This window comes from Burkholderia stagnalis (assembly GCF_902830275.1).
GTDB classification, from domain to species: domain Bacteria; phylum Pseudomonadota; class Gammaproteobacteria; order Burkholderiales; family Burkholderiaceae; genus Burkholderia; species Burkholderia stagnalis.
This window is the reverse complement of record NZ_CADESW010000018.1, coordinates 164,885-178,672: the sequence shown is the minus strand read 5'-3', so window position 1 is coordinate 178,672 and position 13,788 is coordinate 164,885. Positions and strand designations below refer to the sequence as shown.

Below are 13,788 nucleotides of genomic sequence, written 5' to 3'. Positions count from 1 at the left end.
AATGGACCGGCTCCCGGCACGATTGGAAGAGTGCGATGACGCAGTTCGCACTGCTTTACCCGGAACGATTCAACATCGGAGTCTGAATCTCAACCCGCCTCACACACGAAATTCCGGATACCTCCGGTGGGTGTCCACCGCGCCCGGCCCGCGCGATCGCCACGCCCAGCGCGGCATCACGGCATCACGGCGTCACCGCGTCACGGCGTCACGGCGTCACGCCACCACGGCACCACGGCACCACGGCACCACCGCACCACCGCACCACCGCACCACCGCACCACGGCACCACGGCACCACGGCACCACGGCACCACGGCACCACGGCACCACGGCGTCACGCCACCACGGCACCACGGCACCACGGCACCACGGCACCACGGCACCACGGCACCACGGCACCACGGCACCACGGCACCACGGCACCACGGCACCACCGCACCACGCCATCACGCCATCACGCCATCACGACGCCGGCATCAGCACCGGCTGCTCGTCGAGCGCCGGCGCGTCGTCCGTCGCGCGCGCAGGCACGCCGAGCTTCGCGCTGAAATACTCGATCGTGCGGCGCAGCCCGTCGTCGAGCGCGACGGCCGGCTCCCAGCCGAGCCATTCGCGCGCGCGGCCGATGTCGGGGCAGCGCTGCGTCGGATCGTCGACCGGCAGCGGATGCGCGACGATCCGCGAGCGCGAGCCCGTCAGCGCGACGATGCGCTCGGCGAGCGCGCGCACCCGGATCTCGACCGGGTTGCCGAGGTTGACGGGCCCGGTCACGTCGGCGGGCGTCTGCATCATCCGGATCAGCCCGCCGACGAGATCGTCGACGTAGCAGAATGCGCGCGTCTGGCTGCCGTCGCCGTACAGCGTGAGGTCGTCGCCGCGCAGCGCCTGCACGATGAAGTTCGACACGACGCGGCCGTCGTCGTGCTGCATCCGCGGCCCGTACGTGTTGAAGATCCGCACGACCTTGATGTCGACCCCGTCCCGCCGGTGATATTCGAAGAACAGCGTCTCCGCGCAGCGCTTGCCTTCGTCGTAGCACGCGCGCGGGCCGTGCAGGCTGACGTTGCCGCGATAGCTCTCCGGCTGCGGATGGACGACGGGGTCGCCATACACCTCGCTCGTCGACGCCTGCAGCACGCGCGCGCCCGTGCGTTTCGCGAGCCCGAGCACGTTGATCGCGCCGACCACGCTCGTCTTGATCGTCTGCACGGGATCGCGCTGGTAGTGCTGCGGCGACGCCGGACACGCGAGGTTGTAGATCTCGTCGACCTCGACGCGCAGCGGCAGCGTCACGTCGTGCCGCAGCAGCTCGAAGCGCGGATGGCCGAGCAGCGCCGCGACGTTGTCCTTCGCGCCCGTCAGATAGTTGTCGATGCACAGCACGTCGTGTCCGAGCCGCACGAGGCGCTCGCACAGGTGCGACCCCAGGAAGCCGGCGCCTCCCGTGACCAGAATGCGTTTGCGGGTGAACTTCACGATGTCGCTCCTGATTCGAAGACGTCGGTGACGCGGCCAGCCGGCCGCGTTCGCGGTTGGGTGCGGCGCTCAGGCGCCGTGATACGACGGCCGGCCGATGCCCTCGGCGACGAGCAGGCGCTCGACCATCTCGTCGATGAGGGCGTCGAGCGGCGTCGTGATGCGCCAGTCGGGGTAATGCGACCGGATTTTCGTCAGGTCGCTGACGTAGCAGATGTGATCGCCGATGCGCGCCTCGTCGACGTACGCGGTGACCGGCTTGCGCCCGCTCGCGCGGCCGACGGCGTCGAGCGCCTCGATCACCGAGATGCTGTTGTCCGCGCCGCCGCCGAGGTTGTAGACCTCGGCCACGCGCGGCGCGTCGTAGAACGCGCGGATGAAGCCGCAGACGTCGCGCGAATGGATGTTGTCGCGCACCTGCTTGCCCCGGTAGCCGAAGATCCGGTATTCGTTGCCGAGCACGACGGTGCGCGTCAGGTGGTTGAGGAAGCCGTGCAGCTGCACGCCCGACTGGTTCGGCCCGGTCAGGCAGCCGCCGCGCAGGCAGCAGGTGCGCAGCCCGAAGTAGCGGCCGTACTCCTGCACCATCACGTCGGCCGCGACCTTCGATGCGCCGAACACCGAATGGCACGACTGGTCGATCGGAAAATCCTCGCCGATGCCGAGCGCGTCGGCCGGGTCCGCGTAGACCCAGCGCGTGTCCGTCTCGGCCAGCTTCAGGCGGTTCGGGCCGTCGCCATACACCTTGTTCGTCGACAGATGGACGAACACGGCCTCGGGGTTCGCGCGGCGCGTCGCCTCGAGCAGGTTCAGCGTGCCGCCCGCGTTGACGTCGAAGTCGTCGAACGGCATGCGCGCGGCGAGATCGTGGCTCGGCTGCGCGGCCGCGTGCACGACGAGGTCGGGCGGATTGTCGGCGAGCAGCTTCAGCACGCCCGCGCGATCGCGCACGTCGAGCGCGTAATGGACGTAGTTGGGCACCGCGCGCTCGAGGTGGGCGCGGCGGCGCGTCGTGTCGCCCGCGTCGCCGAAGAAGCTGGCGCGCAGGTTGTTGTCGATGCCGATCGCGCGTTCGAAGCCGGGCGCGAGCGTTTCGACGACTTCGGAGCCGATCAGGCCGGCCGAGCCGGTGACGAGTAACGTGGACATGGCGGCGTGCTCAGTAGGTGTGGAACTCGGCGGGGAACGTGACGGTGCGCGACGGGTCGCGCTTGAAGTCGAACAGCAGCACGACGCGCGTCTTCGTGCCGCGATTCCACGCTTCGTGCTCGGTGGTGTCGTCGAACACGAGGCACGAGCCGGCGCTCCAGCTGCGCACGTCCGGGCCGACGCGGATCGCGCAGTTCTCCGACGGCTTGAGGCCGATGTGGCAGCGCAGCACTTCGTTCGTGTAGCCGTAATGCGGGCCGATGTAGGTGCCCGGCGCGAGCGACGAGAAGCCGGCGTTCACGAGGCCCGGCACCGTTTCGAGCAGGCGCGTCGTCTCCGGGCACAGCAGGCAGTTCTGCTCGACGCGCTGCTCGGCCTTGAAGAGCGGGAAGACGGTCCAGTTGCCGTCGTAGATGTTCGTCTCGGGCCACTTGATGAAGGCGGCCTGCGCGAGTTCGTCGAGCTCGCGCAGGATGGTTTCCCAGCCGTGCGCGACGGCGGGGATCATGGGGAACAGCTCGGGCTGGTAGAACATGGTCGTGTTTCCTCGACTTCGGTGAATGCGGCGGGTGCTTCGGGTGGGTCAATTCGCGTCGGCGAGCGGCGAAGGCCGCGCCGCGTGTGAGGGCGGCCGGGCGCGCATCGCGCCGACGATCGCATCGAGCGCCTGCTGCTGCGCGTTCGATGCGCGTTCCGACATGGCAAGGCGCGCGGCGCGCGCGCGCAGCGCCGGGTCGGCGAGCATCGCGCGCACGGCGGCGGCGATCTCGCCGGCGTCGGGTGCCGGCGACAGGCGTCGCGCCACGCCGTGTTCGGTCAGGCGCTGCAGCAGCAGGTCCTGCTCGAAGGTCTGCGGCAGGCCGAGCATGGGCGTTCCGGTCCATGCGGCCTCGCGCACCGCGCCGCCGCCGACGTGGCTCACGAACAGCGCCGCGCGCTCGAGCAGCGCGAGCTGCGGCGCGGCGCCGTTCGCGCAGACGATCGTGCCGTCCGGCCAGGCGATCGGCCCGGGCTGCGTCATCGACGGGCTCTCGACCGCCACGAGCGTCGCGTCGACGTCGTGCATCGCGCGCGCGAGCGCCGCGTAGAACGCATGGCCCGGATCGTGCGCGGTGCCGAAGCTCGCATAGACCACCGGCCGCGCGCCGACGCGCGACCAGTCGAAATCCTGCGCGACGAGCCGCCGGGGCTCGCCGGAGCCGCAGAACAGATAGTCGGCGCCGAACGCATCCGCGTTCGGCTGCAGCGTGCGCGACAGGTGGACGAGGTTGGTCGGCGCGGTGTTGAGCGCGGTCGAGACGCCGTCCTCGGGCGGGCAGCCGTAGCGCCGGCCGATGGCGTCCCAGCAGCGCGCGACGAACGCGTCGAAGGCGCCCGGGTCGCCCGCCGCCGCGCGCCACGCGCGCGCGATCGGTTCGCGGGTCAGCATGTCGCGCGTGAGCGCCGCCGACGCGACCGACGCGATTCTCGGCACGCCCGCGAGATCGGCGGCGAGGCGGCCCCACGTGCACAGCAGGTCGTGGACGACGATGTCGGGGCGCTCGGCGTCGATCGCCTCGAGCACGGTTTGCGTCGCGTCGACCGCGCAGTGCGCGAGCACCGCGGGCAGCGCCAGCACCTGCGCGCCCTGCGGCCCCTGATACGGCGAGAACGGCGCGAACGGCACGAAGCGCGCGCCGTTCGCCTCGAGTTCCGCGCGGTGCGCGTCGATCTCGAGATACGCGACCTCGATGCCGCGTTGCACGAGCGCGCGCACGAGCCCGAGCGTCGGCACGACGTGGCCGACCGACGAGACGTTGACGAACAGGGCTTTCATGACGTGTGACCCTCCTGGAATCCGGTATCGCGGGATGCAGTGCACGCGCCGGCCCCGTCGAGCGCCGCGTCGATGCGCGCGGCGATCGCGTTGGCGAGCGCGCCCAGATGCGGGGCGCGCACCATGCTCAGGTGGTCGCCCGCCGCGCGATGGAGCGAGACGCCCGCCGACGTGCGCGCCGACCAGCCGAGATCCGCACCGCGTCCGGCAGGATGCGCGCCGCCGTCGCTCACCCAGACGGCGACGGGCGCGCCGATCGGCGCGGGCGCCGGGCGGCCGGCGAGCGCCTTGTCGGCCGCGAGATTCGCGCGGTACACGTCGACCATCCGCGCGATGCGGCTCGCGGGCACGTCGGGCGGCACGACGCCGCTGGCCCTGAGCCGTTCGGCGAACGCGTCGATCCGCTGCGCGTGCGACAGCGGCGCGAGCGTCGCCGCGTCGATCCGCAGGTCGCGGCCGAGCGACTGCGTGAGCGCGGTCGTCATGTATTCGAGCAGGCCCGGTTCGTCGGCGGGCAATTGCGCGGCAAAATCGGCGTCGCTCGCGGGCGGCGCGTCGAGCGCGACGACGAGGCATGGCGCCGCGCCGTCGCGTTCGAGCGCGCGCGCGACCCACGCGGCGACGCTCGCGCCCCACGAATACCCGACGAGCACGAGCGGCGCGTTCGCCGCGCCTGCTCCGCCCGCCGCCCCGGTCGCGTCGACGAGCGCGCGTGCATGCGCGTCGGCGATCGCCTCGACGTCGGCGAGCGGCGCCGCGCGTTCGTCGAGCCCGGCCGCCTGCAGCCCGAGCACGCGATAGCGCGCGCCGAGCGCCGCCGCGAGCGGCACGAGCGACACGACGAGCCCCGAGATGTCGGGCAGCAGCGCGATCGTCGCGCGGGGCGCGTGCACGCCGCCGCCCAGCGGGATCACGGCGGCGCCCGACGCGACATCCGCGCGCACGGGTGTCGCGTGCGGCGTGCGAGCCCTGGCCGCGGCGCGATCGACGGCCGCGCTCAGCGCCTCGATGCCGGCGTGCGAGAACAGGTCGGCAAGCGGCAGCGCGACGCCGAAGCGTTGCTCGATCCGCGCGATCAGCTTGACGGCGAGCAGCGAATCGCCGCCGAGCGTGAAGAAGTCCGCCTGCAGCGCGTCGACCGGATGGCCGAGCAGCTCCTCCCACAGCGCGCGCATCGCGGCTTCGGTCGGGCTGCCGGCCTCGCCGCGCACGGCCGCGCGCACCGGCCCGGGCGCGGGCAGCCGGTCGCGGTCGAGCTTGCCGTTCGCATTGACGGGCAACGCGTCGATCGCGAGCACGCGCGCCGGCACGGCGGCGGCGGGCAGGTGTGCGGCGAGATGGGTGCGCAGCGCGTCGGCCACGTCGTCGATGCCGTGCATGCCGTCGGCGCTGCCTGCATCGACGCCGTCGCCGAGCACCGCGTAGGCGATCAGTTCCTGCCGGCCGTCCGCATGCGACAGCACGCGCGACGCCGCTTGCCGGACCCGCGGATGCGACGCGAGGCACGCGTCGATCTCGTCCAGCTCGATGCGGATGCCGCGCAGCTTGACCTGCGCGTCGCGCCGGCCGATGAAGTCGAGCGTGCCGTCGCGCCGCCAGCGGACCCGGTCGCCGGTGCGGTACAGCCGCTCGCCGTGTGCGAACGGGTCCGGCACGAAGCGCGCGGCGGTGAGCCCGGGGCGATGCAGGTAGCCGCGCGCGACGCCGGCGCCGCCGATGGCCAGCTCGCCTTCGACGCCGACCGGCGCGAGCGCGCCGTGGCGATCGAGCACGACGAGGCGGCTGCCCGCGATCGGCGTGCCGATCGGCGCGGCGCCGGCCGCCGCGCGCTCGACGAAATGCACGCTCGCCCAGACGGTCGCCTCGGTCGGGCCGTATTCGTTCGCGAGCGTGCAGGCCGGGCCATGCCGATAGTGCGCGTCGACGACGTTCGCGCCCAGCGTCTCGCCCGCCAGCACGACGACGTCGAGCGACGCGAGCGACGGCGCGCACAGGTCCACCGCGAGCGCGTACAGCGACGGCACGCCGAGCCAGCCCGCGATGCGGCCGTGCTCGACCGCCGCGGCCAGCGCACGCGGGTCGCGCGCGTGGGCGGCGTCCGGGATATGCAGCGTGCCGCCGCTCGCGAGCATCCAGAAGAGGGTCGCGATCGAGCTGTCGAACGCGAGCGACGGCACGAGCAGCATGCTCGCCACGGGCGGATACGCATGCAGGCGCGCCGCCGTCGACGCGGCCAGGCTGCGATGGCTGATCGCGACGCCCTTCGGCACGCCGGTCGAGCCCGACGTGAAGATCGCGTACGCCAGCGCGTCCGGATGCACGGGCGCATCGAGCGGCGACGCGTCGCGCGCATCGATCGCGCCGGCGTCGCGATCGACGAGCAGCATCGCGCGGGCCGCATCGGCGAAGCGCGGCGCAAGCGCCGCGCGCGTGATCACGAGCGCCGGCCTTGCCTCGCCGACGATCGTCGTCACGCGCGCGGGCGGCTGCTCCGGATCGACCGGCACGTAGACGCCGCCCGCCCGCAGGATCGCCACGAGCGCGACGACGGCGTCGATCGAGCGCTCGAGCGCGACGGCGACGATGCTTTCGGCGGTTGCGCCGGTTTCGCCGGTTCCAGCGCCGATGCCCATTGCGCGCAGCTGGCGCGCGAGCCGGTTCGCGGCGGCATCGAGCCCGCCGTAGTCGAGCGTGCGATCGGATGCGACCAGCGCCGGATGGCCGGGCGCGGCGCGCGCGTGCCGTGCAATCGCATCGTGCACGAGCGGTGCGTCGAGCCGCGCCGCGCGACGGTCGCCGAAGGCGAGCAATTGCGCGCGCGCCGCGTCGTCGAGGCCGTCGAGCCGCGCGAGCGGCGTGTCGGGCCGGCGCGCGAGATCCGCATACAGGCGGCGCAGCCGCGCGCTCAGCGCGTCGATCGTCGCGCGGTCGAACAGCTCGGCGTCGTATTGCCAGTCGAGCCGCAGTTGCCCGGACGCCGTGTCCTCGTGGGCGAACAGCGTGAGTTCGAACTGCGCGGCCGTTTCGTCGTCGTCGAACGCGTCGATCTCGAGCCCCGGCAGGCGCATCGCATGCCGGGGCGCGCTCTGCAGCACGAGCATCGCCTGGAACAGCGGCGTGCGGTCGGGCGTGCGCGGTTGGCCCGACGCGGCGACGATCGTCTCGAACGGCACGTCCTGCCATTCGAACGCGTCGAGCACGACGTCGCGCAGCCGGCCGAGCGCGTCGCGCGCGCTCGGTTCGCCGCGGAAGTCGCAGCGCAGCGGCAGCGTGTTCAGGAAGCAGCCGATCATCTGCTCGGCGTCGCGCGACGGCCGCTGGGCGATCGGGCTGCCGATCACGACCTCGTCCTGGTCGGCGTCGCGCGCGAGCAGCCACGCGTAGCCCGCGAGCAGCACGACGAACAGCGTCGTGCCCGTCTGCCGCGCGAGCGCGCGCAACGCGGCGGTTTCGTCGGCGTCCAGCGTGAACGACACCTTGCCGCCCGCGTGGCTGCGCTGCGCGCGCCGCGGCCGGTCGGTCGCGAGCGCGAGTGCCTCGGGCGCGCCCGCGAGCCGCTGCCGCCAGCGGGCCAGCGCCGTGTCGAGGCGTGCGCCGGCCGCCGCTTCGCGCTGGCGCGCCGCGTAGTCGGCATAGCCGAACGGCAGCGGCGCCAGCGGCGCGCCGTGCGCGTAGCCATGCGCGAACTCGCGCGCGAACAGGCCGAGCGACCAGCCGTCGCAGACGATGTGATGCATCGCGACGACGAGCAGCGCATCGTGCGCGCCGAGCGTCAGCAGGCCGACGCGCAGCGGCGGCTCGGCGGCGAGGTCGAAGCGCTCGCGGGCGAAGCGGCGGGCCGCGTCGCGCACGGCGGCGTCGTCCGCGCCGGTGAGGTCGACGATGCGCAGGGCCGGGCGCCACGCGGCGTGCACGCGCTGGCGCGGTGCGTCGCCGACGAGCGCGAACGTCGTGCGCAGGCTGTCGTGCCGCGCGACGATCGCGTCGATCGCGCGCTTTGCGGCGGCGACGTCGAGCGGCCCGCGCAGGCGCAGCGCGGACGCGATGTGATAGAGCGCGCTGTCGTCGCCCGCGAGGCGATCGAGGAACCAGAAGCGCTGCTGCGCGAATGACAGCGGGGCGGTGTGGATCGGGGCGGCTTCGGTTTCCGATTCGGGGTGGGGGATGGGGTTGTGCGCCGGCGCCTCTGCCTCTGCCTCCGACTCCGACTCCGACTCCGACTCCGACTCCGACTCCGACTCCGACTCCGACTCCGACTCCGACTCCGACTCCGACTCCGACTCCGACTCCGACTCCGACTCCGACTCCGACTCCGACTCCGACCCCGACCCCGACTTCGCATCCGCATCCGCAGACGCATCCGCAGACGCAGACGCAGACGCAGACGCAGACGCGGACGCCTCCACCGACACCGACGTACGCGACTGCGCTTCAGCGCGATCGCTGTCGCGCCGCATCGGTTGCGCGGTCGGCGATGCTTCCGCCGGTTCGCCGATCGCATCCGCGTTCGCCGCCGCATCGATCGCGGCGGCGAGATCCTGCACGGTCGGATGGTCGAAGATCGTCCGCAGCCGCAGGTCGATCCCGTGATCGTCACGCAGCCGCGCGACCACTTGCGTCGCGAGCAGCGAATGGCCGCCGAGTTCGAAGAAGTGGCCGGCACGGCCCACGCGCGCGACGCCGAGCACCTCGACGAAGACGGCCGCGACGAGCCGCTCGGTGGCGGTCGCCGCATCGCGCGTGTCGCGCTCCGTCGTATCGGCGACGGCCGCTGCCTGATGGATGGACGGCAGCGCCGCGCGGTCGAGCTTGCCGTTCGGCGTGAGCGGCAGGCGGTCGAGCAGCAGCACGGCGGACGGCACCATGTGCGCGGGCAGGCGCTTGTGCAGATGCGCGCGCAAGGTGCGCGGCAGGTCGTCGGGCTGGCGGAACGGTACGTTGAAGAAACGCAGCAGGTCGGCGTCGGCGGAAAGCGAGGCCGTGCTCGGCGCAAGCGCGTTCGAAGCACCGGATGCACCGGATGCATCGGATACGCCCCCCGTCGCCGCGCGGGGCATCCCGGACGCGGCGTCGAGCGGCGCGACGAACGCGTCGAACGCGCCATCTGCGCGACCGTCCGACCAGCGCAGCCGGCAAGCCGCACCGGCCGCCGACGTCGCTATGTCGACGGCGGCCGGATCGACCGCCGCGTCCGGCGCCGTCGTTGCGAAGCCGTCGGGCAGTGTCGCGCCGTCGTCGGCGGCATCGAGCCACGCGACGAACGCGTTCGCGTGCGCGAGCCGGGCGTTCGGAATCCGCCGGACGACGACGCCGGCATCGGCGCGCAGCGCGTCGTCGCACAGCACGCGGAGGTCCGCCGCGGCGGCCGCGTCGATGTCGCGCGGCGCGGCAGCCGGCACGGCGCGAGCCGCCGCCGCGCCGCCCGTCTTCGTGATGATCGCGTCATAGCGATACGACGCGAGCTCGTTGCCACTCGCGAAGTGCTTCAGCCGCACGTCGACGTCGGCGACGTCGCCGCGCCGCGCCGCGAGCGCGTCGAACAAGGCCGGATCGAACAGCAGCTCGGGTTCCTGCGCGACGAGCCGATCCAGCTGCGCGCGCAGCGTCGCGCGCTCGCGCGCGCCGTCGCGCCGGCGCAGCAGCTTCGTCGCCTGGAACTGCCGCAGCAGCGGCAGGCTGCGCAGGTCGCCGACGATCAGCCGGCCGCCCGGCGCGAGATGGTCGAGCGCGCGCTCGATCACGCGCAGCGCATAGGCGGCATCGGGAAAGTATTGCGCGACCGAGTTGACGACGATCGTGTCGAAATCGTGCGCGAGGCCGTCGAGCGCGTCGGCGGCGCGTTCGATCAGCGTCACCGTGCGCAGCCCGCGCCGCTCGACGACGCGGCCGAGCCGCGCGATCGCCTGCGCGGAGAAATCGAGCCCGACGAAGCGCTCGCACGACGCGGCGAGCGGCAGCAGCAGCATGCCGCTGCCGCAGCCGATCTCGAGCACGCGGCGCGGCGCCCGCTCGCGGATCCGCGCGAGCGTTTCGTCGCGCCACATCCGCATCTCGTCACGCGGGATCGGTTCGCCGTCGTAGCTGTCGGTCCAGCCGACGATGTCGAGCAGCTCGTCGTCGGCCGCGTCGCCGCTGTAGATCATGTCGAAGCTGTCGCGCCAGCCGGGCGCGGCGCCGGTTCCGGCCTCCGCTGCATCGGCGCCGCCATCGCCACCGCGCGGCACCGCGTACGCGACGAGCTGCGCGGCGTCGCCCGCGCCCGTCACGACGATCGCGCAGTCGGCGACGGCCGGATGCGCGCGCAGCGCCGCGTCGATGTCGCCGAGCTCGATCCGGAAGCCGCGCAGCTTGACCTGCTGATCGGCGCGGCCGCGATATTCGAGCCGGCCGTGCGCGTCGATGCGCCCGAGATCGCCGCTGCGATAGAGGCGGGCGCCGGCCGCATCGACGACGAAACGCTCGGCCGTCAGCGCATCGCGGCCGAGATAGCCGCGCGACACGCCTGCGCCGCCGACGAGAATCTCGCCGACCATGCCGGGCGGCACGGGCTGCAGATGCGGGTCGACGAGGCGGATCGTCATGTCGGGCAGCGGCTCGCCGATCAGGCTGCCGTTGCGGCCGCGCGCGTCGGCGAGCGTGATGCGCCGATAGGTGACGTGCACGGTCGTCTCGGTGATGCCGTACATGTTGACGAGGGCCGGCGTGTCGTCGCCGTGGCGGTCGATCCAGCCGCGCAGGCTCGCCAGTTCGAGCGCCTCGCCGCCGAAGATCACGTGGCGCAGCGCAAGCTCCGCCTCGCGGCCGTTGCGCTCCTCTTCGGCGATCAGCTGGCGGAACGCCGACGGTGTCTGGTTCAGCACGGTCACGCGCGCGTCGCACAGCAGGTCGTAGAACGCGTCGGCCGTGCGGCGCACGGCCTCCGGCACGATGACGAGTTCGCCGCCGTGCGCGAGCGCGCCCCAGATTTCCCATACCGAGAAGTCGAACGCGGTCGAATGGAACAGCGTCCACACGTCGGTCTCGTCGAAGCCGAACAGCGTTTCCGTCGACGTGAACAGCCGCGCGAGATTGCGGGCCGTCACGCACACGCCTTTCGGGCGGCCCGTCGAGCCCGACGTGAAGATCACGTACGCGAGCGCGTCGGGGTCGGGCGCGGGCAATGGCGGCGGCGATGCGACAGGCGGCGCGTCGTCGTCGATCGACCAGATCGCCGCGCTCGCGTGCGCGGCGGCGGGCAGCGTGGCCTCGAGCGCGCGCTCGGTGAGCACGACGGCAGGTTGCGCGTCCTCGAGCACCGTCAGCACGCGTGCTTCCGGATAGCCGGGGTCGAGCGGGATGTACGCGGCGCCCGCGCGCAGCACGGCAAGCATCGCGACGATCGTGTCGAAGCCGGGCCGGAACCACAGGCCCACGCGCGTGCCTGCGCCGAAGCCGGCGTCGACGAGCCGATGCGCGAGCGCGTCGGCGCGCGCATCGAGCGCGCGGTAGCTGAGCGTCGCGTCGCCGCAGCGCAGCGCGATCGCGTCGGGCCGCGCCCGCGCGTGCTCGCGCACGCGCTCGCAAACCGGCGCGAAGCGCGCGGCGGGCGGTGCGGCGTGCGCCGGTGCGGCATCGACTGCCGCGACTGCGCCCGCGAGCCCGCTCGACAGCGCGAGCCGAGAAAACGGCAGGTCCGGCTCGCGCCCCGCGTGTTCGAGCAGCGCGACGTACTGCGCGGCGAGCCGCTCGATCGACGTGCGCTCGAACAGGTCCGCGTCGAACGACAGCGCGAGCGCGAGGCCGTCGCCGTCGCGCGCGAAGAACAGTTCGAGATCGAAGCGCGACGCCTCCTGCGCGACGATCGGCTCGACCGTCAGGCCGCCGAGCGCGAAGGTCGCGTCGGGCCGCTGGTCGAGCATCGTGACGGCGATCTGGAACAGCGGATTGCGGCCCGCCTCGCGCGGCACGCGCAAGTCGTCGACCAGCTTGTCGTACGGCAGCGCCGCGTGGCTCATCGCATCGCGGATCACGGCCGTCTGCCGGCGCGTCAGCTCGCGCAGGCCCGGGTCGCCGGACAGGTCGCCGCGCAGCACGACCATGTTCGCGAAGAAGCCGACCATCGCCTGCGTCTCGACCCGCTCGCGCCCGGACACCGACGTGCCGATCACGATGTCGTCCTGTCGCGCATGTCGCGCGACCAGCGCCATGAAGCCCGCGACGAGCACGGCGAACGGCGTCGTGCGCTCGTCGCGCGCGAGGCGGTCGAGTGCCGTCACGATGGGGCCGGGGATCGTGCACGACAGCAGGCGATCGGCGTGCGCCGCGTGAGCCCGCCGCACGCCGCGCACGCCGTCGAGCGGCAGCTCGAGCGGCGTCGCGCCGGCGAGCTGCGTGCGCCAGTACGCGCGCTCGCGCGCCCAGTCCTCGCCGCCCGCGCGCTGCCATGCCGCGAAATCGCCATACGTGATGCCGAGCGGCGGCAGCGCGTGCGCGCGGCCCGCGCGCCGCGCGTCGTACAGCGCGATCAGCTCGCGCAGCAGGATGCTCATCGACGTGGCGTCGCCGAACAGGTGATCGAGATGCATCAGCACCGCGTGCTCGTGCGCGGACAGCCGCACGACACGCAGGCGGAACGGGCGGCCCGCCGCGAGATCGAACGGCGTCGCGAACAGCGCGCGCGCGGCCTCGACGAGCGTCGCGTGCTGCGCGGCGCCGGGGCGGCCGGTCCAGTCCTCGACCGCGATGTCGGCGTGGCCGGGCGCGCACACGTGCTGCCCGGGCACGCCGTCGCGCACGCGGATCGCGGTGCGCAACGCGTCGTGGCGACGCACGAGCGCGTCGACGCATTCGACGAACAGCGCCTCGTCGAGCGCGCCGCGCAGCCGGAACGCGCTGCCGATCGTGTAGCCGTTGCCGCTTTCGTTCAGTTCGTGCAGGAACCACAGGCGCTGCTGCGCGAACGACAGCGGCGCGTCCGTGCCGGGCGGCCGGCGCGGAATCGCGCGGTCGGGGGCGCTCGCGGCGACGTCGTCGCCCGCCAGCGATTTCAGCAACGCGAGATCGAGATCGAAATCGAGATCAAGACCGTTATCGTGAATCATGTACGCTCCGTCGGTTCGGCATCGGGATCGGCAGGGTGACGCTCAGGACTGCGGCTGGGACTGTTCGAGGAAGCGCCGCAGGCTGAGCGGGCGCATGTCGGTCCATACCTGGTCGACGTACGCGATGCATTCGTCCTCGGTGCCGGTCTTGCCGACTTCGCGCCAGCCGGCCGGCACGGGCCGGTAGGTCGGCCAGATCGAATACTGTTCTTCGTCGTTGATGACGACCGTGTAAACGGTGTCGTGATCGAGGTCTGCCATCTGC

Annotated in this window: 6 protein-coding genes; all 6 read right to left on the bottom strand. The window is 72.9% G+C overall.

Features of this window, described 5'->3' with window-relative positions; translation table 11 throughout:
• Window positions 1–464: 464 nt before the first annotated feature.
• The 6 genes from HWY45_RS27035 to HWY45_RS27010 all read right to left on the bottom strand — a co-directional run bounded on the left by HWY45_RS27035 (window position 465) and on the right by HWY45_RS27010 (window position 13,784).
• On the bottom strand, window positions 465–1,478 hold the full coding sequence (locus HWY45_RS27035; RefSeq protein WP_059884198.1) for a UDP-glucuronic acid decarboxylase family protein: 1,014 nt from the start codon (window positions 1,476–1,478) through the stop codon (window positions 465–467).
• A gap of 69 nt (window positions 1,479–1,547) precedes the next feature.
• On the bottom strand, window positions 1,548–2,627 hold the full coding sequence (locus HWY45_RS27030) for an NAD-dependent epimerase/dehydratase family protein (protein WP_059810818.1): 1,080 nt from the start codon (window positions 2,625–2,627) through the stop codon (window positions 1,548–1,550).
• A gap of 10 nt (window positions 2,628–2,637) precedes the next feature.
• Window positions 2,638–3,162, bottom strand: a complete 525-nt coding sequence (locus HWY45_RS27025; protein WP_059563232.1) for an aspartyl/asparaginyl beta-hydroxylase domain-containing protein — start codon at window positions 3,160–3,162, stop codon at window positions 2,638–2,640.
• A gap of 48 nt (window positions 3,163–3,210) precedes the next feature.
• Window positions 3,211–4,443 (bottom strand): nucleotide disphospho-sugar-binding domain-containing protein, encoded by a 1,233-nt coding sequence (locus HWY45_RS27020; protein WP_059884197.1) that lies wholly within the window; start codon window positions 4,441–4,443, stop codon window positions 3,211–3,213.
• Window positions 4,440–13,523 carry a non-ribosomal peptide synthetase gene (locus HWY45_RS27015; RefSeq protein ID WP_150999371.1) on the bottom strand — a complete coding sequence of 3,028 codons (9,084 nt, stop codon included), beginning with the start codon at window positions 13,521–13,523 and terminating at the stop codon, window positions 4,440–4,442. The genes HWY45_RS27020 and HWY45_RS27015 overlap by 4 nt, the downstream gene beginning before the upstream one ends.
• A 42-nt stretch (window positions 13,524–13,565) precedes the next feature.
• Window positions 13,566–13,784: an MbtH family protein gene (locus HWY45_RS27010; protein WP_059534389.1), complete on the bottom strand. Its 219-nt coding sequence runs from the start codon at window positions 13,782–13,784 to the stop codon at window positions 13,566–13,568.
• Window positions 13,785–13,788 lie beyond the last annotated feature (4 nt).